Raw genomic sequence first — 20,920 nt, 5'->3', positions numbered from 1 at the left:
GTTGCAGCGCCCCAGACACGCCGGCGGAGCATGGACACTTTGTCACTCTTTTTCATAAACCCACCCCGTTCTTACCCGTAGATCGCAACAGATTTCTCCAAAAAAAAACCGCCCGGCAGGGGCGGCTTTTTCCCGGCACGCGCTGCGTACAGGCGTGCTCAGGCCGGGAGCCCAGGCAGTTGCCTGGGCGGGGTTGCCGGCTTACAGCTTCTGGCTTTGCATGAAGCGGTCGAACGTGGCTTCGGTGAAACGGAACCACAGGTTCTGGTCGCCGCGGAATTTCGAATAATCGGCGTAGACCTTGCGCCAGTTCTCGTTCTTGGCCGACAGCTCTTCGTAGAGCTTCATGGATTCCTTGAAGGCCGCGTTCATGACGTCCGCAGGGAAGGGGCGCAGCTTGGCGCCGGCGCCCACCAGTTGCTTCAGGGCGGTGGGGTTCTTGGCGTCGTACTTGGCCTGCATGTCGACGTGGGCCGCAGCGCTGGCGGCTTCCACGATGGCTTTGTATTCGGGCGACAGCGCGTCGTAGGCCTTCTGGTTGATGTAGAGGTCCAGTTGCAGGCCGCCCTCCCACCAGCCGGGGTAGTAATAGTTGGGCGCCACCTTGTTGAAGCCCAGCTTCTGGTCGTCGTAGGGGCCGATCCATTCAGCCGCGTCGATGGTGCCTTTTTCCAGCGCCTGGTAGATCTCGCCGCCGGGAATGTTTTGCGGCACGCCGCCCAGGCGTTCGATGACCTTGCCGGCAAAACCGCCGACGCGGAATTTGAGGCCCTTCATGTCGGCCAGCGACTTGATTTCCTTGCGGAACCAGCCGCCCATCTGCGCGCCGGTGTTACCGCAGGGGAAGCTGATCATGTTGTATTTGGCGTAGAACTCGCGCATCAGCTTCAGGCCGTTGCCCTCGAAGGTCCAGGCGCTCATCTGGCGGCTGTTCAGGCCGAAGGGGATCGCGCCGCCGATGGCGAAGGTCTCATCCTTGCCGAAGAAATAGTACGGCGCCGTGTGGGCCGCTTCAATGGAGCCCTGCTGCACGCCGTCGACCACGCCGAAGGCGGGCATCAACTCGCCGGCCGCGTGCACGGAGATTTCGAACTTGCCGCCCGAGATCGCCTTGACGTGCTTGGCGAAGGTTTCCGCGCCGCCGTAGATCGTGTCCAGCGACTTGGGAAAGCTGGACGCCAGGCGCCAGCGAACGGCGGCCTGTGCGTGAACGGCGGGCGCAACGCCCGCGGCCAGAACGCCGGCAATGCCCGCGTGCTTGATGAGTGAACGACGATCCATCAGCTTGACTCTCCGAAAGGTGAAAATAAAAATTCGTGGGCGACGCACGCGCCGGCCGGCCTGCTTTTGCGGGCCCTGGGGAATTCTAGAAATGGAGGGGGTAGCGACCGGGCGGGTTTACCCTTGAAGAGCTGACAGCAAGCTGTCTATGTGAGCCCCCACGGTCGCTCACTGCGTGTAGCTCCCTGCCCCCCGAGGGGGCCGCTGCGCCTGCGGCCCGGCAAAGCCGGTTCCGCGGCCCCTGCTGGGTTGGAGACCTTCAGGGCCTCGCTGAATCCGTGCTCAAGCGACGGACTTGAGCGCTGGCTTGCCGGGCTTGCTGGACCCCAACAGTGCGCCGAAGCGCGCCATGACGGCGGCTTCGATGCCTGCTGCATCCAGCCCTTGCAATGCCAGCAGTTTGGCCGGGTCGCCGTGTTCGATGAACTCGTCTTTGAGGCCCAGGTGCAGCACCGGTTTGTTGACACCGGCGGCTTGCAGGGCTTCGCTGACGGCGCTGCCTGCGCCGCCCATGATGGCGCCCTCTTCGACGGTGACCAGGGCTTCATGGCCGGCCGCGACTTTGAGCAGGAGCTCGGTGTCGAGTGGCTTGGCCCAGCGCATACTGACGACCGTGGCGCCCAGCTTTTCAGCGGCCTGCAGGGCCGGGTAGAGCAGCGTACCGAAGGCGAGGATGGCGACGCCTGCGCCTTCGCGGCGGACTTCAGCCTTGCCGAAAGGCAGTGCCTCAAGCCCGGCTTCGGGTTCCACGCCGGCGCCGGCGCCGCGCGGGTAGCGCACGGCCACCGGATGGTTTTGTTCGAAGGCGGAGCTCAGCAGCTTGCGGCATTCGCGTTCATCGGCGGGGCAAGCCACGCTCATGTTGGGGATGCAGCGCAGGAAGGGAATGTCGTAAGCGCCCGCATGCGTGGCGCCGTCGGCGCCGACCAGGCCGGCGCGGTCGAGTGCGAACACCACGGGCAGGTTCTGCAGGGCCACGTCGTGGATCAGCTGGTCGTAGCCGCGTTGCAGAAAGGTCGAATAAATCGCGACCACGGGCTTGAGGCCTTCACAGGCCATGCCGGCGGCGAAGGTCACCGCGTGCTGCTCGGCGATGCCGACGTCGTGGTAGCGCCCGGGAAAACGTTTGTGGAATTCGACCATGCCCGAGCCTTCGCGCATGGCCGGCGTGATGCCGACCAGGCGGGCGTCGTGTTCGGCCATGTCGCACAGCCACTGGCCGAAGACCTGGGTGAAGGTCTGCTTGGCCGGCGCGCTGGATTTTTGCAGGCCCATGGCCGGATCGAACTTGCCGGGGCCGTGGTAGGCGATGGGGTCGGCTTCGGCGAGCTTGTAGCCCTGCCCTTTTTTGGTGACCACGTGCAGGAACTGCGGGCCGCCCTGGGTGTCCATCAGGTGCTTGATGTTTTCCAGCGTGGGGACCAGGGACTCGAGGTCGTGGCCGTCGATGGGGCCTATGTAGTTGAAGCCGAAGTTCTCAAACAGCGTGGCCGGCACCACCATGCCCTTGGCGTGCGACTCCAGGCGCTTCGCCAACTCCAGCAGCGGCGGCGCCACGCGCAGCACCTGCTTGCCCATGTGCCTGGCCGATGCGTAAAAGCGCCCGCTCATGAGCTGGGCCAGGTAACGGTTCAGCGCACCCACGGGCGGGCTGATGCTCATGTCGTTGTCGTTGAGCACCACCAGCAGCTTGCAGTGGTCGTGCACGCCCGCGTTGTTCAGGGCCTCGAAGGCCATGCCGGCGCTCATGGCGCCGTCGCCGATGATGGCCACCGCATGGCGGTCTTCACCCTTTTGCTGGGCACCAAGCGCCATGCCCAGCGCGGCGGAAATCGAGGTCGAGGAATGCGCTGTGCCGAAGGTGTCGTACTCGCTTTCATCGCGGCGCGGGAAACCCGACAGCCCGCCGAACTGGCGCAGGCTGCCCATGCGCTCGCGCCGGCCGGTCAGGATTTTGTGCGGATAGGTCTGGTGGCCCACGTCCCACACCAGGCGGTCTTCGGGCGTGTTGAAAACGTAGTGCAAAGCCACCGTGAGCTCCACGGTGCCGAGGTTGGAACTCAGGTGCCCGCCGGTCTTGGAGACGCTGTCGAGCACGAAGGCGCGCAGTTCGTCGGCCAGGGGTTTCAGGCCGCTGCGCGGCAGCTTGCGCAGGTCGGCGGGGCTGTGGATGGTTTCGAGCAATGGGTACATCGTGTGTCGTTGTTATGGCGAGGCCGGGTCCTCTGTCCCTGTCTGTCGTTCAGTCCTGGTCAATGGTGGCGGTTGACGAGCATGTCGGCCAGCGCGCGCAAAGCCTCGGTGCGGGCCAGCCCGCTGGCGTCGAGGCCTGCCAGGGCCTTGGCCAGCAATTGCTGCGCGTAGGCTTTGGAGGCCTCCAGCCCCATCAGCGAAACAAAGGTGGGCTTGTCCTGGGCGGCATCCTTGCCGGCGGTCTTGCCCAGCGTGGCGGAGTCGGCGGTGACGTCGAGGATGTCGTCGACCACCTGGAAGGCCAGGCCGACCGCCGCGCCGTAGTCGCGCAGGGCTTGCTGCGCGGCGGGCGTCACGGCGCCGCATGCCGCGCCCATCATGACGCTGGCTTCCAGCAGCGCACCGGTTTTCAGGCGGTGCATTTCGTGCAGCTGCTGCGAATTCAAAGGCATGCCCACGCTGGCCAGGTCTATGGCCTGGCCGCCGGCCATGCCCTGGAAGCCGGCCGCCTGGGCCAGCATTCGGCACAGCCGCGCCTGCGTGGCAGCGTCGACGGCACCGCCCTCGGGCGTGAGGAATTCGAAGGCCAGGGCCTGCAGCGCGTCGCCGGCCAGCAGCGCCTGGGCCTGCCCGAACTTGACGTGCACCGTGGGCTTGCCGCGGCGCAGTACGTCGTTGTCCATGCAGGGCATGTCGTCGTGCACCAGCGAATAGGCGTGGATCAGCTCGACCGCGCAGGCGGCGCGCAAGGCGGCTTCGGCATTGCCGCCGACGGCCTCGCAAGCGGCCATGACGAGCAGCGGGCGCAGGCGCTTGCCGCCGTCGAGCACGGCATAACGCATGGCATCGCCCAGGCCCGCGGGTGCGGGCGAATCGGTGGGGCAGGCCACCCAGCGGGACAGCGCTTGTTCGACGGTGGCAAGCTGCCTTGCGCTCCAGTCGCTCAAAGTGAACAGGGGCAGTTTTTCAGGGGCGTTCAATCGGGGTCTCTGGTTGTGTCTGGGTCATCGGGCGCCTGGAGGGTGGCTCGCGCCCCTACTCCTGCACCCAGGGCTTGAGTTCCGTGCCTTCCAGCACCTTGATCTGGGTTTCCACGGCCTCGAGCTTGTCGCGGCAAAACTTGAGCAGTTGCGCGCCGCGCTGGTAGCCGGTCAGCAACTGGTCCAGCGGCAGCTGGCCGGACTCCAGGCTGTCGACCAGTTCCTCGAGTTCCTGCAGGGCCGCCTCGTAGCTGGCGGGCAGCGCAGCGGCGGCGGGCGTGGGAGAGGCGGAGGATGAAGCGCTTTTGGCCATGGTTCTTTGGATGAAGGCCTTGATTTTAGGCCGTTGCTGACGGATTGCAGGCCCCGGCGTTCCGGGGTTGAAATTGCAATGTTCGCATTATCCGGCGGCGGCGCGCCAAGTCCCCGGATTTGCCCCGCACGGGTACAATTGATAACAGTTCTCGATAACAACGGCATCGCCGCCGCGGGATACCCGGCCTTGTTTTCATCCGTGGGCTGTCGCTCAGCCTGCTTCCCTCGTTTGTCAACTGCCTCCAAGCCTCGCGCGGCGGCATGTTCACCGAAATTTGCATGTCTGATCTCAGCCTTCGTCTCCTGCAGGCCACCAGCCAGCTCCCGATCTCCAGCTACTTTGACGCGGGCCTGTACCAGCGGGAGCAGCAAAAGCTGTTCGCGCGCGGGCCGCGCTACCTGGGCCATGAACTGGCGGTGCCCAACCTGGGCGACTACTACGCGCTGCCGCACGAAGGCGAAGGCCGCGCGCTGGTGCGCAATGCCTCGGGCATAGAGCTGATCTCCAACGTCTGCCGGCACCGGCAGTCGACCATGCTGCAGGGGCGCGGCAACACCGGCAGCAACATCGTCTGCCCGCTGCACCGCTGGACCTACAACACCTCGGGCGAACTCATAGGCGCGCCGCACTTCGAGATCGACCCCTGCCTGAACCTGAACCGCTACAAGACCACCACCTGGAACGGCCTGGTGTTCGAGGACAACGGCCGCGACGTCGCGGCCGAGATGTCGCAGCTGGCGACGTACGCCGATCTCGACTTTTCCGGCTACCAGCTCGACAAGGTGCACCTGCACGAGTGCAACTACAACTGGAAGACCTTTATCGAGGTCTACCTCGAGGACTACCACGTCGGCCCCTTCCACCCCGGGCTGGGCGGCTTCGTCACCACCGACGACCTGCGCTGGCAGCTGGAGGCCGACTACTCGGTGCAGACGGTGGGCGTGTCCGACAAGCTCGGCAAGCCCGGCACCGACACCTACAAAAAATGGCACGACGTGGTGCTGCAGTACCGCAAAGGCGTGCCGCCCAAGTACGGCGCGATCTGGCTCACCTACTACCCGCACGTGATGGTCGAGTGGTACCCGCACGTGCTGGTGGTCAGCACGCTGCATCCGCGGGGCCCGGACAAGACGCTCAATGTGGTGGAGTTTTTCTACCCCGAGGAAATCTGCGCCTTCGAGCGCGAGTTCATCGAGGCGCAGCAGGCGGCCTATATGGAAACCTGCGTCGAAGACGATGAAATCGCCCTGCGCATGGACGCCGGCCGCAAGGCCTTGCTGCTGCGCGGCGACAACGAGTTCGGCCCTTACCAAAGCCCCATGGAAGACGGCATGCAGCACTTTCACGAGTGGTACCGCCGCGAGATGGGCGCCAGCAAAACCACACAGATGATCTGACCGTGCACCTGTGCATATGATGGCTGCAGTCCCGCGTGCTCGTGGGGCGGCAGCCATTTTTCATTCCACCCTCTTCTTCCCCTAAAGCCCACTACCCCGCCATGCAAGCCGTCTGGATGATTTTTTCCTCGTTCATGTTTGCAACCATGGGGGTCTGCGTCAAGTACGCGTCCGAGCACTTCAACAGCGCCGAGCTGGTGTTCTACCGCGGCATCCTGGGCATCGTCTTCATGGCGGCCTACGCCCGTGCACGCGGCATCACCCTGGGCACCCGCTACCCGGCCATGCACGCCTGGCGCAGCGTGATCGGCGTGATGTCGCTGTCGGCCTGGTTTTACGCGATCGCCCATTTGCCGCTGGCCACCGCCATGACGCTCAACTACATGAGCAGCGTGTGGATCGCGGCCTTCCTGGTCGGTGGCGCGCTGATGCTGGGCAAGGCCGGCCAGAAAGGACCCAGCCAGGGGCCCCTGGTGATGGCCATTCTTGCCAGTTTCATCGGTGTGGTCATGCTGCTGCGCCCGGCCATAGACCAGAACCAGACTTTCGCCGGCCTGGTGGGCCTGATGTCGGGCCTGGGCGCCGCCTTTGCCTATATGCAGGTCATGGCGATCTCGCGCATGGGCGAACCCGAAACCCGCACCGTGTTTTACTTTGCCGTAGGAACGGCGGTGGCCGGCGCGCTGGGTATGGCGATCATGGGCGTGACGCCCTGGAACTGGCAGCACGCGCTGTGGCTGCCGCCCATCGGCATCCTGGCCTCGCTGGGCCAGATGGCCATGACCAGGGCCTACTCCATGTCGGAAAACCACGGCGGCACGCTGATGGTGGCCAACCTGCAATATTCAGGGATTGTGTTCGCTGCCCTCTACAGCCTGATCGTGTTTGGCGACAATATTCCCCTGATCGGCTGGGCCGGCATGGCCCTCATCATCGTGAGCGCGATTGCAGCAACGGTTTTACGCGCCCGCGCCGCACCGAATGCACCCGCTGAAGAGCATTAAGGAGCAAAAAATGAGCTACACCACCCTGATTTCCGCCGAGCAACTGCAAGCCCTGGTCGCATCCGCAAAGCCGCTGCGCATCTTCGACTGCACCTTTGACCTGATGAAGCCTAACGCCGGCCAGGAGCAATACCTGGCCTCGCACATCCCCGGCGCCGTGTATGCCAACCTGGACACCGCGCTGAGCGCCAAGCACGGTGTACCGGGCGCCCACGGGGTGATCACCGCCAGCGGCGCCGACGCGCCCGCATCCGGCGGGCGCCACCCGCTGCCCAATCGCGAGAAGTTCGCCACCTGGCTTTCCAGCGTCGGTTTTGCCAACGACATGCAGGCCGTTGTCTACGACCGCAACGGCGCCAACTACTGCGGGCGCCTCTGGTGGATGCTCAAATGGGCCGGCCATGAAAACGTCGCCGTGCTCGACGGCGGGCTGCAGGCCTGGCAGGCGGCGGGCGGCGCGGTGAACAGCGGCGAGGAACCCGCGCATTTCCAGGCCAGCTTCCTGCTGGCGCCGGCCAAAGCCGCGCTGGTGTCGGCCGATACCGTGGCCGGGCAACTCGGCCGCCCGGCCCAGACCCTGATCGATGCACGTGCCACGCCGCGCTTCAAGGGCGAGGTGGAGCCGCTGGACCCGGTGGCGGGCCACATCCCCGGAGCCCTGAACCGGCCTTTCAGCCAGAACATGGCGCCTGACGGCAAGTTCAAGCCGGCCGCGCAGCTCAAGGCCGAGTTTGAAACCCTGCTGGCCGGGCGCGAGCCGGCGAGTGTGGTGCACCACTGCGGCAGCGGCGTCAGCGCCGTGCCCAACCTGATCGCGATGGAGGTCGCCGGCCTGGGCCGGACCGGCCTGTACGCCGGCAGCTGGAGCGACTGGTGCAGCGACCCGCAGCGCCCGGTGGCGCAGGGCTAGAGCCCTACTCCTTCGAGGCGATCCGTTCACGCAAAAAAAAGCCACCCGGCCTTCAGCCTGGTGGCTTTTTTTGAGCCCGCGAGGGGCCCATGGCAATCCGCTTTATTTGGTGCCGCCGCTGGCCGGCGTGCCGGGTGCCGTCGAACCCGAGTTCGAGACAGCCGCGCTGGACTCCGGCGTCGGCATGGGGCTGGTGCTGCTTGAGCTGGAACCGGATGAACCCGCCGAACCACCGCTGGTGGAAGGCGTGGACGGTGTGGAGGGCGTTGAAGACGTTGCGCCGGTGTCCTCCACTTTTTTCCCGCAAGCGCCCAGCGCCAGCAGGGCGGCCAGGGCAAGGGCCGTTGCGGCAGCGGGTTTGAATTTGGATGCGTGCATGTCTGTTCCTTTTATGAAAAATGAAAAGTGAAAATCAAAGGTGAAGCTCAATCTGTCGATCGGCGGATATTTGGCTGAACGCCAGCCAGACACCAATTTAGCGGCGTCTTGCGGGTATGCCCCATGAGACAGCGTCCCACAGGGCTGTAGGGGTTTTTCGACGAGTGCGAGCCTGTGGGCCCGGGTCTTCAGTGCGCGCGACCGTGGCCCGTCAGGCGTATGCGCTTGTGCGGGTTGTCCAGCCGTGCACCCGAGGTAGGTCCGGCGCCGCGGCTGCTTCTGGAGCCGTTGTCCGGCCTGTCCCCCACCTGGCCTTTGGAAGGGCTGGGCTCTGGTTTGTGGGCGTGAAGGGTGTTGCTGCTTTTCATGGGGGTCTCCTTGGCTTGCAGGCACCGGCTTTCCGGACGGTCCGCCGCGCCTGCTGTCATGGGAATCCTGGGATCCGTTCAATTCACTTTAAAAGCCGTGCGGCGCGGCAGTTGTAGGCAATGCCTGCCCATGGCGTAGGAAAAAACCTACAAAACCCCGCCGGCCTGGGCGATGGGCCGTGCCGGCGAGCGAACATGCTCGGGCCGCACGCCGACGCCTACCGCATAGGCCGGCAGCGCCTGCAGCAGCGGCCAGCGGCGCATCAGCCGCAAAGGCCAGGGCAGGGCCATGGGCGGTGCCTCGGTGCCGCGCGCCGCCAGCACCGGGCTGAGCAGGCGGTTCTGGATGGCCACCTGGGCCGCCTGCGTGAGGCGCGTCGGCAACAGGCGCCGCTTTTCCACCTGCGCCAGGAAAGGCGTCAGGGCCGCCGTGCCCACGCGCGCATCGGCCAGCGGCGCGGCCAGCGCGTTGGCCGCCGCCACCGCATCCTGCACCGCCAGGTTGATGCCGACGCCGCCCACCGGCGACATGGCATGGGCCGCGTCGCCTATGCACAGCAGGCCGGGCTTGTACCAGCGCTCCAGCCGGTCCACCGTCACGCTCAGCAGCTTGACGTCGTCCCAGCTCGCCAGCGCATCCATGCGGCCCGCGAACAGCGGCGCCACTTTCACCATGTCGGCCTTGAAGGCCTCCAGCCCGCGTTCGCGCACCACCTCAATGCCGCCCTTGGGAATCACATAGGCGCACTGCCAGTAGCTGCCGCGGTCAATCATGGCCAGGAAGATGCCGGTGGTGATGCGCCCGCCCGTGGTGGAAGGGTCGCCGGGCAGCTTGGGCAGGCGCATCCACAGCACGTCGATGGGCGCGCCGAGGTCGCGCACCACCAGCCCGGCGGAGGCGCGCACCGTCGAGCGCCGGCCGTCGGCGCCTATGACCAGGTCCGCCCTCACCTGCAAGGGACCGTTCGGCGTCATGACCCGCACGCCCGTGACGCTGCCGCCCTCCTCGGTCACGCCGGTGACCTCGGCGTTCTGCAGCAGGCGGAAGCCGGGAAACACTTCAGCCTCGTCGCGCACGAAATCGAGAAACTCCCACTGCGGCATCATCGCGATGAACTGGCAGCGTATGCGCAGGCGCTTGAAGCTGGCCAGCACCACTTCCGTGTCGCCGACCACCGCACGCAGTTCGCTGACCTCGTCATGCGGGCGCGCCAGGAATTTGCCCAGCAGGCCCAGTTCGTGGATCACCTGAAGCGTGGACGGATGCACCGTGTCGCCGCGGAAGTCGCGCAGGAAGTCGGCGTGCTTTTCAAGCACCAGCACCTCCACACCGGCGCGCGCCAGCAGCAGGCCCAGCATCATGCCGGCCGGGCCGCCGCCGGCAATGCAGCAGCGAACATTGAGAATTTCGGCCATGGTGTCTCCTGCAGAGGGGGAAGCTCCCGACCTTATAGAAGCTTGCCCACCGGCGCAAACCGCACGGCGGCGGTGCTCCCTAACGCGCGGCGTTGCCGGTGCTGTTGTTCGGGCTGCTGTTTTTGCTGCCGCCGGGCGTGGCGATGCTGCCAAGCTGGCTGGCGGGCAGGCCACCGTTGGTCGTCACGCCGCTGGCAGGGCTGGCAGGGCTGGAGGCGCCGGCCGCGGGAGCTGCCGGCGCAGCACCTGCGGGCGTACCTGCCGCGCCGCTATTGCCTTCCTTGCCGCAAGCGCTCAGGCCCAACACCAGTGCCAGTGTCATGACCAGCGCACCGGGCGCCGAATGGAAGTGTTGCATCCATCGCCTCATGATTCTCCTTTGCGGACTGCTTGAATGCCGTCCCTCAATGCCCCGGCGGCGGCTGGATCGGCGCCGGCTCCCGGGTTGCACCGCCGCTAACGCCTTGCAGCACGCTGTCAAGGTCGTGGTTGTGGCCGTCATCACCGGCCTGCTGGGCTGGATGGGTGTGGTGAGGGTGCTTGGGACTGGTCTCGGGAAATGGCTTGACGACGGGCTGGTGCAGCAGCTCGGCGCCCTCGGGGCTGGTGTCTATCGGCATGTCGGTTCTCCTTGTAGCAGTCAAACCCTGCAGGAAACCGGAACGGGTGTCCCTCCTGCATTGCGCATTTCCTGTTGCGCTTTATGACACTACACCGGTTTCGATTTCATTGCCGACGGCGCTTTTCCCGCCTATTTCAGCGTCATTGGCATGGGTGTGGTCTGCACCTCGCCCGGGTCCGGCGGCGTGTCCAGGGGCGGCAGCGGCTCAGGCGGCGGAACGTTGGGGTTGGTGGCCATCGCTACTTTTCCTTCTTCCCGATGTTCCCGGCCTTACGCGGCAGGTCCCGGATCATGGCTTCGCCTTTTTTGTCGCGGCCGTCGGATGGCAGGTCGTCTTCGAGCGTCGGTTCGGGCTCTTCATTGCCCGCGCGCTTGCGAGTGCCGGACCGCGGCTGCGCTGCTTCGGCTTTATCGGCAGGCGCCTTGGCCTTGGTGATCTGCGTCGGTTCGGCCGGCAAGGTGTGCGCCGGTTCGTCAGGCGACCCCGCGCCCAGCGGAACGCCGCCGTCGGGCGAATGGCTGCGTCGGGTGTTCATCACAGCAAACCCACCATCATGAGCGGCATGTCGTGGATCGCCAGCGCAGCGGCGGCCGCCATGCTGGCGAAAACCGTGATGAAAAACGCGATATAGGCTGCGGCACGTGTGCGGCGGACAAGCCGCGGCTTGTGCTGCGATGTCTTGCGGAAGGGCTCACCGGCGCCGAAAGCGGTCGACGGGCGGAAGGCACTGGAAACCGTGCTGGGTTCTGAATGGAAGTTCATGGCGGGCCTACCTTTGCACAATGGAACGGGGCATTGGGAGAATCTTTGCTTTATCTTCCCTCTCCGCCCCAGCCCGCCCTATAGGCCGCCAAGCCCAGACCTTGTCAGGCGCCGTCTGACAGTGGCGCCGCCCAGCTTCAGTGGTTGTGCGCCAGCCCGCTGATCAGGGTAACCAGGCCTATGCCTATGGCCAGCCAGGCGATTTGCGCCACGGTTTCGCGGGCGGTCACGCGTTTTTGCAGTTGCGGGATCAAATCGGCCAGCGCGACATAGATAAAGCTGCTCGAAGCCATGATCAGGAAAAACGGCAGGTAGTCGTAGAGTTGGTCGACCAGCGCATAACCTGCCACACCGCCCAGCGCGGTGACGGCGCCTGCCAGCGAAACCTTGACGAGGGCGGCGCGCCGGTTGTCCGAGGTCTGGCGCAGCACCACCAGGTCGCCCATGTGGTGGGGGACCTCATGCACCAGCACCGCCAGCGAGGCGACGATGCCCAGCCGCAGGTCGGCCATAAAGGCCGAGGCGATCAGGATGCCATCGCCGAAGGCATGCACGCTGTCGCCGGCCAGCACGGCCCAGCCGCCGGCTTTTCTCTCGCCATGCTCATGGCCATGGTGGCCGTGGTGGCTGTGCGCGGTATGAACGTGCCCGGTATGGTCATGCTGCGCATGCGCCGCCGCTTCGGGGCCGTGGTGCTCGCCGCCGTGGTGCTCATGGCCGTGGTGCCAAAGCTCGGCCTTGTCGAGCAGGAAGAAGAACACCAGCCCCACCAGCAAGGTGGCGAACAGCTCCTTGGCGCCGGCCTGGCTCTCGAAAGCCTCAGGCAGCAGGTGCATGAAAGCCGTGGCCAGCAAGGCGCCGGCGGCCAAGCTCAGCATGTGCTGCGTGTAACGGGCCAGCACGCCAAAGCTCAGCAAAGCCGCCAGCCACACGCTGCCGATGCCGGCGGCCAGGGTTCCCATCAAGATTGCTAGCAAAGTCATAGCTGCATATGCCCGTATTGACTGGGCCAAAGCCCAAAATGATTAGCCCACGTCTGCCGGGACAAGCCCGGAGGTTACACCACAGACAACAAAACCCCGGGCGCGGCATTCAATGCCAGCGGGCCGGGGTTGTTTTTATCTTATCGTGGCTGTCAAGCCCCCACGCTCCCCCACTGCGTGTGGGTCGCTGCCCCCCGAGGGGGCCGCCCGCCTGTGGCCCGGCAAAGCCGGTTCCACGGCTCATGCTGGGTTGAAGAATTCTTTGGACACTACCAGTGGGGGCCGCGGGACTGGCTTTGCCAGACCGCAGGCGCCGCCCCCTCGAGGGGGGAACAGGCTACACGCAGTGAGCCTGGACGGGGGTGCTTTTTAACCCACGCCGTGGGTTTTAAACCATTCCAGTGCGCGCTTGAAGCCGTCGTCCGCAGCATCCTTGCGATAGCTTGGGCGGTAGTCGGCGTGGAAGGCATGGGGCGCTTGCGGGTAGACCACAAATTCAGAAGCGGCCGCAGCCTTGTTGCCCTTGGCGCCGGCTTCGGCCAGCGCGTCCTTCATCTGGTTGACGGTGGTCAGCGGGATGCCGCCGTCCTGGCCGCCGTACAGACCGAGCACCGGGGCCTTCAGGCCCGCCGCCAGATCCAGCGGGTGCTTGGGCGTCAGGGCCGAGGGCTGGCCGACCAGGCGGCCGTACCAGGCCACACCGGCCTTGACGTTCTTGCTCTGCTCGGCATACAGCCAGGTGATGCGGCCGCCCCAGCAAAAGCCGGTGATGCCGACCTTTTTGGTGTTTCCGCCGTTGGCGCCTGCCCACTTCACCGCGCCGTCCAGGTCGGCCATGACCTGCGCGTCGGGCACTTTGGAGACGACTTCTGCCTGGAGCTTGGCAATCTCGTTATAGGTGCTGGGGTCGCCCTGGCGCGCATAGAGTTCGGGGGCAATGGCAAGGTAGCCGGCCTTGGCGAAGCGCCGCGCGGTGTCGGCGATGTATTCGTGCACGCCGAAGATTTCCTGGATCACCAGCACCACCGGCAGGTTGGTCTTGCCGGCCGGTGCCGCGAAAAACGCGGGCACCTTGAAGCCATTGACCTCGTAGGTGGTTTCGCCGGTCTTCAGGCCTTGTGACGACGTCTTGATGGCGGTCTGCGCCATGATGGGCATGGCGGTGGCGGCATACCCGACCCCCAGGGCCGTCTTGAGCGCGGTGCGGCGGCTGGCGCCGGCTTCGGTGGAGCGCCCGGGCAGCAGAGCGTCGAAGTCTTTTTTCTGGTCGTGTTCAAGCATGGCGGTTTCCTCGGTTGGTTGTTGGAGGGGAAAAGGCGAAGGAGGCGAAAGGAGGCAAGCTGTCGGAGTCTATGCGGCCTCGGAAGTTCTTGCCACCGCGGGGCGATGACACGGTGTTTTCCCTTGCCCCTCGCCCTCCCTGCCAGTGCCAGTCCTCAGACGATCTTGACGCTGAGCTCCGGCAGGCCGTCGATGTGGCATTCAATGACGTCGCCCTTGACCACCGGGCCGACGTTCTCGGGCGTGCCCGAATAGATGATGTCGCCGGGAAACAGCTCAAAGGCCTCGGACAGCTTGGAGATCTGCTCGGCCACCGACCAGATCATGTGGTTCAGCGTGGCCTGCTGCTTGACCTGGCCGTTGACCTTGAGCCAGATCGCGCCCTTGGTGTAATGGCCGGTCTGCGCGACCTTGTGGATGGGGCCTATGGGCGCCGAGCGGTCAAAGCTCTTGCCGATTTCCCAGGGTTTTTTCTGGTCGCCCATGCCGCGCTGCAGGTCGCGCCGCGTCATGTCCAGGCCCAGCGCATAGCCGTAGACCATGTCCAGCGCCTTGTCCATCGGGATGTTGCGTCCGCCCTTGGCGAGCGCCGCCACCAGTTCCACTTCGTAGTGGTAGTTCTTGGTCAGCGTGGGATAGGGATGGTCGGCGACCTTCCCGGGTGGCACCACCTGGATGGCGTCCGTCGGCTTCTGGAAGAAGAAAGGCGGCTCGCGGCTCGGATCGGAGCCCATCTCGATCGCATGGGCCGCGTAGTTGCGGCCTATGCAGTAGATGCGGCGCACCGGGAACATCTCGCTGCTGCCCGCAATGGGGATGTAGGTCCCGGCCACACCGAAGGGCGTGGCCGGCGCATTGGCCGCCGTGCCGGGCGTGGCGCAGCCGACGACGGCGCCTGTCGCCATCAGGGCGCCGGTTTGCAGAATTCCGCGTTTGCTCATGTCTGGTTTGGTCATGTATGTCTCCTGGGATTGATGAAAGCTGGAGCTTGTTGTCAGCGTGTTTTTTTCTCCAACCATCGAGCTTAGGGCGGACAAGGGTCATGCGGGCGGACGCAATTACGCATTTACCGGACGATTCAATGCAGCGGTGTTGCGCCGCAGCAGGCTCAAGCACCGGAAATTTTTGCGCGTACGCTGTCGCGGTAAGCCTTGGGTGTCTGGCCGAAACGCTGGCGGAAGCGCCGCGCGAAATAGGCCTCGTCGGCAAAACCCGAGGCATGGGCGATGCTCGCGATGCGCTGGCTGCTGTGCGCCAGTTGCTCCTGCGCGAACTCCAGGCGCCGCTCGGTCACCAGGTCGGTGAAGGTCTTGCCGGTTTCCTTCTTTAAAAGGTGTGCGAGGTAATTGGGCGACAGGAAGGCAGCCGCCGCCGCGTCGGCCAGCGTGACCTCGCCGGCCAGGTGATCGCGGATGTAGCGCACCGCGCGCTGCAGGCTGGCGCGCCGGCTGCCCTGCTGCGCCTGGCTGGCCGAAAAGCGCAGCAGGTCGGCCTCGTACTTGCGGCAGACCAGGCCTATCAGCTGCAGCATCAGGCCGCGGATCATCTCGATGGAACCGAAGCGGCGATGTGCGTTTTCAAAGGCGAGCTTTTCGAGCAGCACCTCGATCTCGGGAAATTCGTCCTCGGAAAATTGGAAATCGGCGTATTCCTGGAACAGGAAGGGCGCCAGTTCGGGCGCACGGCTCAAGGGAACATCTTCCAGGTCCAGCGGGTCCACGTCCAGCCCCGGGCGCAGGAACTGCTGCGACATATTGATGATGACGTAGCGCGAACCCTCGGGGTGCGGGATGACGTGTACGCGGTAAGGCAGGATAAAACTCAGGTAGCCGCGCCGGAAAGGCCGCACCGTGCCGGCCACGTTCTGCTCGGTGTCGCCCTGCAGGCTGATCTGGATCTGGAAATACTCGTGCCGGTGCGGGCGCACCAGCGGCGGCCGCACCAGCTGGGACCGGATGTCGAAGTCCAGGTGGTCGGCCCGCTCGGACATACCGTAGGTCTTGATGTCTGTCATGCGCCGTATTCTCAGGCCTGCCCTTCCCCACCCCTTCCCACCCCCTTCTCCATCGTTGTTTCTTTTCCTCATTGGAGGTTTCTGTCTTGACAGAAATTACAGACAGCATATAGTCGGAGCCATGGAACTCAGCCCCGTCGCCCGCAAATTTGTCGTCCACTGGGGAGAAATGGGCACCGCCTGGGGCGTCAACCGCACCGTCTCGCAAATCCATGCCCTGCTCTTTTTCCACGGCCGCCCGCTGCATGCCGAAGACATCGCCGACACGCTGGCCGTGGCGCGCTCCAACGTCAGCACCAGCCTCAAAGAGCTGCTGAACTGGAACCTGATACGCGCCACCCATGTGCTGGGCGACAGGCGCGACTATTACGAAACCTCGCTCGACGTCTGGGAGCTGTTCCGCACCGTGGTGCGCGAGCGCAAGGAGCGCGAATACGACCCGACGGTGCGCATGCTGCGCGAGCTCGTAAAAGACCAAGGTTTCGAGGCAGAGCCCGCCGACGCGCAGGATCGCGTGCGCGAAACCCTGAGGCTGATGGAATCGCTGGGCCTGTGGGCCGATGAGATGCTGCGCCTGTCGCCCAACACCCTCGAAAAAGTGCTACGCATGGGCGCCAGCGTGCAGAAATTCGTGCGCGGCGACAGCGATGCCAAACCCATGGACCCTTCGGAGTTGCTGCCGCCCACCTTCTGAAAGGCCGGTGGCTTTTTTTTGGATATTGATTTCTGTTTGTACTGAAATTTCTAAAGGAGAGAAATATGACTGCAATCCATAACACCGCCAGCTTGGGCAACAGAGGTAGCAGAGGCAACGCGGGCAATGCCGGCAACACCCGCTACGACAGCTTCAAGGCCACCATGGATCCGGCCATCTATCCGCTGACCCTGTACTACGAATCGGCCTGCCCGCTTTGCAATGCCGAGATGAGCAACCTGATGCTGCGCAACACCGAAGGCCATCTGCGCTTTGCCGACGTCTCGGCGCCGGATTTTGCCGACCTGCCGGAGGGCGCCACGATGCAGGACCTGCTGGCGCTGATCCATGCGCGCACGGCCGACGGCCGGGTGCTCAAGGGCGTGGAAGTGTTCCGGCTGGCCTACGAAGCCGTCGGCCTGGGCTGGGTCAGCGGCGCCATGCGTTTGCCGCTGCTGCGCCCGCTCGCCGAGTGGGGCTACCCGGTGCTGGCGCGCAATCGCCACCGCATCCCGCGCGGGCTGGTGCGGCTGATGTTTGAAGGCGCCGTGCGCCGCGCCGCCGAACGCTCGGCCGCCGCGCGTTGCGATTCCGCCAGCTGCCAACGCTAAGCCCATCACCGCAATCAGATCACGTCAAGCAAGTCACGTTCAACAAGGAAAGGAACGCCGCCATGAATGCCAATCTCGATGCCAACCTGTTTTTTGTCTCGCTGCTGATCGCGCTGGCCGGGCCCATCATCGCCATCAGCTACCTCAAGCCCATACTCCACAAGGTGCTGCGCATGCTGTGCGACGCGGACGGCGGCGCGGAGTTCTGGATACGCTGCGCCTACCTGCTGGCGGTGTCGGGCACCCTGCTGCTGATGCTGAGCTTCGGCGAATTCAGCGACCGCAGCAACCTGGTCGACGCGGTGCGCCGCTCGCTGGGGCTGGTGATGGCGGGCGTGTTCCTCACCGTGGCCATCATTTCGCGCAACGTCTGGACGCAGGTGCGGCAATGGGTCGCCGCGCGGGAACTGGCCGCCCACGTGCAGGGCGCCCGCCCCGTCGCGCCGGCTGCAGCTGTGGTTGCCACAGCCGATGCACGCTGAGGCCATCGGCAGGATTCAAAGCTGAAAACACCCCAGACGGAGGAAAAAATGCTCACCACAACCCCTGCTGTCCACCACACCACCTCTGCGGCAACCACGGGCAAGGAAGCCCGGCTGGCGGACATCAGGTCGTATTACAACGCCGTGGCCAATGACTACCGCGCCTGGAGCCCCGGCATGAACATGCACTTCGGCTACTGGTCCTGGAAGGTCAACCCCCTGGCCCGCGAAGCCATGCTTGAGCGCATGAACCGGGAAGTGCTGCACCGGCTGGCCCTGCCAGGCAGCGGCGCCGTCCTGCTGGCCGACCTGGGCTGCGGCGCGGGCGCCACGGCCAGGTCCATCGTCAAAAACCGCAGGCACAGCACCGTGGACGCCGTCACACTGGTGGCGCGGCAAATCGTCCAGGGCGTTGAGCTCAACCAGGCCGCGGCCTTGCCCAACCAGGTCCGCTTCCACCTGGCCGACTATGTCGACACCGGCCTGCGTGCCGGCGCGTACGACGGCGTTTACGCCCTTGAAAGTTCCTGCCATGCAGCGGGGGCGGATAAACGCGCTTTGGTGCGTGAGGCGGCGCGCCTGCTGCGGCCCGGCGGCACGCTGGTGATTGCCGATGCATTGCGGCGCAACAGCAAGCCTTTGCCCGGTTTCATGGAGCGGATCTACAGGCTGTGGTGCCATCACTGGGCGGTCAACGAACTGGCCGAGAAACAGGCACTGCACGCCGCGCTGGCCAGCCAGGGGTTCACCGAAATCCATTTTCAGGACATCAGCCTGCGCCTGGCGCCCAGCGCCTTGCAGATCCCGCTGTTCGCCACACGCTTTGCCTTGCGTGAACTCTGGCGGGCCCGCTTTCGCCTGTCGCCGCTGCGCCGCGGCCACATCGTGGCGTCGTATGCCGCCTTCCTGCTGGGCGCGTGGCTGCCTGGGTTTGGCTATTACATGATCACCGCCCGCAAGCCGATGGCCGGCGGCACGTCGCACTAACATCGCCCACACCATCATGACCCCAGATAATCAAGCCGCACCATCAAGCCCCGCCGCGCAAGGCAAGGCCGTTGCCGCAAAAGAAGAGACCGCACCACCGCAAGGCATGCCGTTTTCAGGCTGGGCGCCTTTTATGGCCGGAGCGTTGAGCGGGCTTCTTCTGCGCCTGATGTTTTCCGGTGCAGCGGGGAGCGCGCTGTCAGCCATGGCGGGTGGTTTTGTCTGGTTTGCCCCCATCGCGGTAGGCGCCATCACGGTGTATGCGGCCGAGCGGCAAAAGCGCAGAAGCTTTTCCTACTACCTCTTCGCACCGGCGCTGGCAACCTTCGTGTTTGTGCTCGGCAGCCTGGTCATCCTGATAGAAGGGCTGATCTGCGCCATCGTCATCCTGCCGATGTTCACCGTTCTCGGCATGTTCGGCGGCCTGGCCATGGGGTTTGTTTGCCGGCTGACCAACTGGCCAAAGCAGGCGGTCTACAGCATTGCCGCCTTGCCGCTGCTGGTGGCGATGGCATTTCCCCAAAACCAGGTGCAGCGCATAGGCAGCGTGGAACGGAGTGTTCTCATACAGGCAACGTCAGCTGAAGTGTGGCAACAGATCAACAACGCACGCGATATCGCACCAGCTGAGGTGCAACATGCGTGGGCCTACCGGATCGGCGTTCCGCTTCCGGTCAGCGGCATCACGGCCAACACGGCCGAAGGCCCCATCCGCAAGAGCACCTGGGGCAAAGGCGTTCATTTCGACGAGGTGATACGCCAGTGGGAGCCGCAACGCCATGTGCGCTGGACTTACCGTTTTGCAGACGATTCATTTCCCGCAGGCGCGCTGGACGACCACGTGAAAGTGGGCGGCGCCTATTTCGACTTGCGCGACACCGCTTACACGCTGACGCCTGAAGAAGGCGGCACACGCCTGCACATTCGCGTGAGCTATCGCATCAGCACGGATTTCGACGCCTATGCGAACTGGGTTGCCCAACGCCTTTTGGGAAATTTTTCGGAAGTGATCCTGGACATGTACAAGGCACGCAGTGAACATAGCGGGAACGAGGCGCTGTCTTGATGCCTGCCGGTCGATCACCTGCCCGTACTTGCACGCCGGCTGGATGCTGTCGCGCCGGAATGGACGGTAGTGCGTGTGCTGGGATCGACGACAACTAGCGCGCCAGAACAGCGGGCCCAGCGTGCTGCATGACCACCGCACGCACGCCATCAACGACCTTTGCCATGCGACGGTAATCCAGCCGGTCCGCTGTGTCCTGCGGCGTGTGATAAGCCTTGTTCCTGTAGAAAGCCGTGTCGGTGACCATCATTCCGACATAGCCTTCATTCCAGTAATTGAGGTGGTCCGAGAAATCGACCCCCACCACAAACCCCGGCGCATTGATCGAGTACACCGGCAGGTCGGAGGCCGATTTCATCGCCGCCTTCACCTGGCGCGCGACGTCGCCGTCCTGGTAGAAGCCCACCAGTGAGATGAAATTCCCGGTGGTCGGGTAGATCGCATTGAGAAGCCGCACGGGATGGTCCTGGCTTCCCGGCTCGTCACTGAAATAACCGATGCACTCCAGCGACAACATGAGGGTCGCGCGCTTGCCGGATTCAGTGAGCGATCGTGCATGGACGGCGCTGCCCATATAAGGTGTGCGGAAAAACGGAGGCTCTTCATTCGTGTAGACCACCAGCTCCACCCGCTGGCGGAAAGTTTGCCCCTTGAGCAGCCGCGCCAATTCAACGAGGCCCGCCACACCGCTGGCGTTGTCGTCCGCGCCGGGCTGCTCGCCTGCCACGTCATAGTGGGCGCCCACCACCATCACCTCTGGCGTATCGGGGCCCAGCTTCACGACCAGGTTGCGGTAGGGCCGGCCTTCGGCGGAGAAGCGCTGGCTCTCGACCTTGAGGCCCAGCCCGGCAAGCTGCGACTCCAGATACACGGCAGCGCCTTCCAGCCGGATTTTGTTGTCAAAAGTGCGATCCGCAAAATCGGTGGAAAGTTTGCGGACCCCTTGCTCCAGCCTGGCAGCGGAGGCGGTTTGCGCTGCCGGCGCCGCTGTTTCACTGGCGGTCACAAAAGGCTGGGTCAATCTGTACCAGGCGTACCCTGCCGCGGCACCAGCCGCCAGCACGGCCATAGCGGTAAAGACGACGAAAATTTTCCGGGTTCTTCTCATAGATGGGCCCACGGCAAAGGGACTGGGGAAGCATTAATGTGCCTTGTCCCAGTTCGGCCCAACGCC

The 20,920-nt window shown here is 64.7% G+C and carries 24 protein-coding genes; 8 read left to right on the top strand and 16 right to left on the bottom strand.

The window, feature by feature from the left end; genetic code table 11:
• Nucleotides 1–201 precede the first annotated feature (201 nt).
• The 4 genes from AC1D1Y_RS09845 to AC1D1Y_RS09830 all read right to left on the bottom strand — a co-directional run bounded on the left by AC1D1Y_RS09845 (nucleotide 202) and on the right by AC1D1Y_RS09830 (nucleotide 4,767).
• Nucleotides 202–1,281: a TRAP transporter substrate-binding protein gene (locus tag AC1D1Y_RS09845; protein WP_477682172.1), complete on the bottom strand. Its 1,080-nt coding sequence runs from the start codon at nucleotides 1,279–1,281 to the stop codon at nucleotides 202–204.
• 282 nt (nucleotides 1,282–1,563) lie between these two features.
• Nucleotides 1,564–3,474, bottom strand: a complete 1,911-nt coding sequence (gene dxs / locus AC1D1Y_RS09840; RefSeq protein WP_477682171.1) for a 1-deoxy-D-xylulose-5-phosphate synthase — start codon at nucleotides 3,472–3,474, stop codon at nucleotides 1,564–1,566.
• Nucleotides 3,475–3,533: 59 nt separating this feature from the next.
• Nucleotides 3,534–4,454 (bottom strand): polyprenyl synthetase family protein, encoded by a 921-nt coding sequence (locus tag AC1D1Y_RS09835; RefSeq protein ID WP_477682170.1) that lies wholly within the window; start codon nucleotides 4,452–4,454, stop codon nucleotides 3,534–3,536.
• Nucleotides 4,455–4,509: 55 nt separating this feature from the next.
• The gene (locus AC1D1Y_RS09830; protein ID WP_477676063.1) at nucleotides 4,510–4,767 is read right to left on the bottom strand and encodes an exodeoxyribonuclease VII small subunit; all 258 of its coding nucleotides are present in this window, start codon (nucleotides 4,765–4,767) and stop codon (nucleotides 4,510–4,512) included.
• Nucleotides 4,768–5,048: 281 nt separating this feature from the next.
• Here AC1D1Y_RS09830 and AC1D1Y_RS09825 point away from each other — a divergent pair, with 281 nt between their 5' ends.
• From AC1D1Y_RS09825 to AC1D1Y_RS09815, 3 genes are all read left to right on the top strand, one after another.
• Nucleotides 5,049–6,167: an aromatic ring-hydroxylating oxygenase subunit alpha gene (locus AC1D1Y_RS09825; protein WP_477653533.1), complete on the top strand. Its 1,119-nt coding sequence runs from the start codon at nucleotides 5,049–5,051 to the stop codon at nucleotides 6,165–6,167.
• A gap of 101 nt (nucleotides 6,168–6,268) precedes the next feature.
• Complete coding sequence (locus AC1D1Y_RS09820; protein ID WP_477682169.1) at nucleotides 6,269–7,171, top strand: DMT family transporter; 903 nt, start codon at nucleotides 6,269–6,271, stop codon at nucleotides 7,169–7,171.
• 10 nt (nucleotides 7,172–7,181) lie between these two features.
• Nucleotides 7,182–8,081 carry a sulfurtransferase gene (locus AC1D1Y_RS09815; protein WP_477682168.1) on the top strand — a complete coding sequence of 300 codons (900 nt, stop codon included), beginning with the start codon at nucleotides 7,182–7,184 and terminating at the stop codon, nucleotides 8,079–8,081.
• 102 nt (nucleotides 8,082–8,183) lie between these two features.
• On the opposite strand, the gene AC1D1Y_RS09810 is transcribed toward AC1D1Y_RS09815, so the two are convergent.
• The 11 genes from AC1D1Y_RS09810 to AC1D1Y_RS09760 form a co-directional block, all read right to left on the bottom strand.
• A complete protein-coding gene (locus tag AC1D1Y_RS09810; RefSeq protein ID WP_477682167.1) occupies nucleotides 8,184–8,459 on the bottom strand; it encodes a hypothetical protein in 276 nt (91 codons plus the stop codon).
• A 188-nt stretch (nucleotides 8,460–8,647) separates the two neighbouring features.
• Nucleotides 8,648–8,827, bottom strand: a complete 180-nt coding sequence (locus AC1D1Y_RS09805; RefSeq protein ID WP_436157812.1) for a hypothetical protein — start codon at nucleotides 8,825–8,827, stop codon at nucleotides 8,648–8,650.
• 147 nt (nucleotides 8,828–8,974) lie between these two features.
• Nucleotides 8,975–10,243: an FAD-dependent oxidoreductase gene (locus AC1D1Y_RS09800; RefSeq protein ID WP_477682166.1), complete on the bottom strand. Its 1,269-nt coding sequence runs from the start codon at nucleotides 10,241–10,243 to the stop codon at nucleotides 8,975–8,977.
• 79 nt (nucleotides 10,244–10,322) lie between these two features.
• Complete coding sequence (locus AC1D1Y_RS09795) at nucleotides 10,323–10,601, bottom strand: hypothetical protein (protein WP_477682165.1); 279 nt, start codon at nucleotides 10,599–10,601, stop codon at nucleotides 10,323–10,325.
• A 46-nt stretch (nucleotides 10,602–10,647) separates the two neighbouring features.
• Nucleotides 10,648–10,863 carry a hypothetical protein gene (locus tag AC1D1Y_RS09790; protein ID WP_477682164.1) on the bottom strand — a complete coding sequence of 72 codons (216 nt, stop codon included), beginning with the start codon at nucleotides 10,861–10,863 and terminating at the stop codon, nucleotides 10,648–10,650.
• A 241-nt stretch (nucleotides 10,864–11,104) separates the two neighbouring features.
• On the bottom strand, nucleotides 11,105–11,401 hold the full coding sequence (locus tag AC1D1Y_RS09785) for a hypothetical protein (RefSeq protein ID WP_477682163.1): 297 nt from the start codon (nucleotides 11,399–11,401) through the stop codon (nucleotides 11,105–11,107).
• Entirely contained in the window at nucleotides 11,401–11,628 is a 228-nt protein-coding gene (locus AC1D1Y_RS09780; protein ID WP_477675233.1) for a hypothetical protein, read from the bottom strand. The genes AC1D1Y_RS09785 and AC1D1Y_RS09780 overlap by 1 nt, the downstream gene beginning before the upstream one ends.
• Nucleotides 11,629–11,765: 137 nt before the next feature.
• The gene (locus AC1D1Y_RS09775; protein ID WP_477682162.1) at nucleotides 11,766–12,611 is read right to left on the bottom strand and encodes a ZIP family metal transporter; all 846 of its coding nucleotides are present in this window, start codon (nucleotides 12,609–12,611) and stop codon (nucleotides 11,766–11,768) included.
• A 369-nt stretch (nucleotides 12,612–12,980) separates the two neighbouring features.
• Nucleotides 12,981–13,892, bottom strand: coding sequence for a dienelactone hydrolase family protein (locus AC1D1Y_RS09770; RefSeq protein WP_477682161.1), 912 nt, complete (start codon nucleotides 13,890–13,892; stop codon nucleotides 12,981–12,983).
• A 155-nt stretch (nucleotides 13,893–14,047) separates the two neighbouring features.
• Nucleotides 14,048–14,848, bottom strand: coding sequence for a fumarylacetoacetate hydrolase family protein (locus AC1D1Y_RS09765; RefSeq protein WP_477653522.1), 801 nt, complete (start codon nucleotides 14,846–14,848; stop codon nucleotides 14,048–14,050).
• Between the two features lie 152 nt (nucleotides 14,849–15,000).
• On the bottom strand, nucleotides 15,001–15,906 hold the full coding sequence (locus AC1D1Y_RS09760) for a helix-turn-helix transcriptional regulator (RefSeq protein WP_477682160.1): 906 nt from the start codon (nucleotides 15,904–15,906) through the stop codon (nucleotides 15,001–15,003).
• A gap of 121 nt (nucleotides 15,907–16,027) precedes the next feature.
• Here AC1D1Y_RS09760 and AC1D1Y_RS09755 point away from each other — a divergent pair, with 121 nt between their 5' ends.
• The 5 genes from AC1D1Y_RS09755 (at nucleotide 16,028) to AC1D1Y_RS09735 (ending at nucleotide 19,746) form a co-directional block, all read left to right on the top strand.
• Nucleotides 16,028–16,600, top strand: a complete 573-nt coding sequence (locus tag AC1D1Y_RS09755) for a GbsR/MarR family transcriptional regulator (RefSeq protein WP_007865774.1) — start codon at nucleotides 16,028–16,030, stop codon at nucleotides 16,598–16,600.
• 65 nt (nucleotides 16,601–16,665) lie between these two features.
• Nucleotides 16,666–17,211 carry a thiol-disulfide oxidoreductase DCC family protein gene (locus tag AC1D1Y_RS09750; RefSeq protein ID WP_477682159.1) on the top strand — a complete coding sequence of 182 codons (546 nt, stop codon included), beginning with the start codon at nucleotides 16,666–16,668 and terminating at the stop codon, nucleotides 17,209–17,211.
• A gap of 62 nt (nucleotides 17,212–17,273) precedes the next feature.
• Nucleotides 17,274–17,693 carry a hypothetical protein gene (locus AC1D1Y_RS09745; protein WP_477682158.1) on the top strand — a complete coding sequence of 140 codons (420 nt, stop codon included), beginning with the start codon at nucleotides 17,274–17,276 and terminating at the stop codon, nucleotides 17,691–17,693.
• A 48-nt stretch (nucleotides 17,694–17,741) separates the two neighbouring features.
• Nucleotides 17,742–18,680 carry an SAM-dependent methyltransferase gene (locus AC1D1Y_RS09740; protein ID WP_477682157.1) on the top strand — a complete coding sequence of 313 codons (939 nt, stop codon included), beginning with the start codon at nucleotides 17,742–17,744 and terminating at the stop codon, nucleotides 18,678–18,680.
• A gap of 16 nt (nucleotides 18,681–18,696) precedes the next feature.
• Nucleotides 18,697–19,746, top strand: coding sequence for an SRPBCC family protein (locus tag AC1D1Y_RS09735; RefSeq protein WP_477682156.1), 1,050 nt, complete (start codon nucleotides 18,697–18,699; stop codon nucleotides 19,744–19,746).
• A 94-nt stretch (nucleotides 19,747–19,840) separates the two neighbouring features.
• Here the strand turns inward: AC1D1Y_RS09735 and AC1D1Y_RS09730 are convergent, their stop codons facing one another.
• Nucleotides 19,841–20,854 (bottom strand): M28 family peptidase, encoded by a 1,014-nt coding sequence (locus AC1D1Y_RS09730; RefSeq protein ID WP_477682155.1) that lies wholly within the window; start codon nucleotides 20,852–20,854, stop codon nucleotides 19,841–19,843.
• Nucleotides 20,855–20,920: the final 66 nt, after the last annotated feature.

The organism is Polaromonas sp. P1_G1, from assembly GCF_056405595.1.
Note: the sequence above shows the minus strand (reverse complement) of the source record. Positions and strands in the feature narration are given on the sequence as shown.

Coding starts and splice junctions, on each gene's coding strand:
- AC1D1Y_RS09845 (WP_477682172.1), bottom strand. CDS start 1,281: ATGGATCGTCGTTCACTCATCAAGCACGCGGGCATTGCCGGCGTTCTG.
- AC1D1Y_RS09800 (WP_477682166.1), bottom strand. CDS start 10,243: ATGGCCGAAATTCTCAATGTTCGCTGCTGCATTGCCGGCGGCGGCCCG.
- AC1D1Y_RS09785 (WP_477682163.1), bottom strand. CDS start 11,401: ATGAACACCCGACGCAGCCATTCGCCCGACGGCGGCGTTCCGCTGGGC.
- AC1D1Y_RS09760 (WP_477682160.1), bottom strand. CDS start 15,906: ATGACAGACATCAAGACCTACGGTATGTCCGAGCGGGCCGACCACCTG.
- AC1D1Y_RS09765 (WP_477653522.1), bottom strand. CDS start 14,848: ATGACCAAACCAGACATGAGCAAACGCGGAATTCTGCAAACCGGCGCC.
- AC1D1Y_RS09825 (WP_477653533.1), top strand. CDS start 5,049: ATGTCTGATCTCAGCCTTCGTCTCCTGCAGGCCACCAGCCAGCTCCCG.
- AC1D1Y_RS09780 (WP_477675233.1), bottom strand. CDS start 11,628: ATGAACTTCCATTCAGAACCCAGCACGGTTTCCAGTGCCTTCCGCCCG.
- dxs (WP_477682171.1), bottom strand. CDS start 3,474: ATGTACCCATTGCTCGAAACCATCCACAGCCCCGCCGACCTGCGCAAG.
- AC1D1Y_RS09820 (WP_477682169.1), top strand. CDS start 6,269: ATGCAAGCCGTCTGGATGATTTTTTCCTCGTTCATGTTTGCAACCATG.
- AC1D1Y_RS09790 (WP_477682164.1), bottom strand. CDS start 10,863: ATGCCGATAGACACCAGCCCCGAGGGCGCCGAGCTGCTGCACCAGCCC.
- AC1D1Y_RS09805 (WP_436157812.1), bottom strand. CDS start 8,827: ATGAAAAGCAGCAACACCCTTCACGCCCACAAACCAGAGCCCAGCCCT.
- AC1D1Y_RS09770 (WP_477682161.1), bottom strand. CDS start 13,892: ATGCTTGAACACGACCAGAAAAAAGACTTCGACGCTCTGCTGCCCGGG.
- AC1D1Y_RS09745 (WP_477682158.1), top strand. CDS start 17,274: ATGAATGCCAATCTCGATGCCAACCTGTTTTTTGTCTCGCTGCTGATC.
- AC1D1Y_RS09810 (WP_477682167.1), bottom strand. CDS start 8,459: ATGCACGCATCCAAATTCAAACCCGCTGCCGCAACGGCCCTTGCCCTG.
- AC1D1Y_RS09775 (WP_477682162.1), bottom strand. CDS start 12,611: ATGACTTTGCTAGCAATCTTGATGGGAACCCTGGCCGCCGGCATCGGC.
- AC1D1Y_RS09755 (WP_007865774.1), top strand. CDS start 16,028: ATGGAACTCAGCCCCGTCGCCCGCAAATTTGTCGTCCACTGGGGAGAA.
- AC1D1Y_RS09830 (WP_477676063.1), bottom strand. CDS start 4,767: ATGGCCAAAAGCGCTTCATCCTCCGCCTCTCCCACGCCCGCCGCCGCT.
- AC1D1Y_RS09735 (WP_477682156.1), top strand. CDS start 18,697: ATGACCCCAGATAATCAAGCCGCACCATCAAGCCCCGCCGCGCAAGGC.
- AC1D1Y_RS09750 (WP_477682159.1), top strand. CDS start 16,666: ATGACTGCAATCCATAACACCGCCAGCTTGGGCAACAGAGGTAGCAGA.
- AC1D1Y_RS09795 (WP_477682165.1), bottom strand. CDS start 10,601: ATGCAACACTTCCATTCGGCGCCCGGTGCGCTGGTCATGACACTGGCA.
- AC1D1Y_RS09815 (WP_477682168.1), top strand. CDS start 7,182: ATGAGCTACACCACCCTGATTTCCGCCGAGCAACTGCAAGCCCTGGTC.
- AC1D1Y_RS09740 (WP_477682157.1), top strand. CDS start 17,742: ATGCTCACCACAACCCCTGCTGTCCACCACACCACCTCTGCGGCAACC.
- AC1D1Y_RS09730 (WP_477682155.1), bottom strand. CDS start 20,854: ATGAGAAGAACCCGGAAAATTTTCGTCGTCTTTACCGCTATGGCCGTG.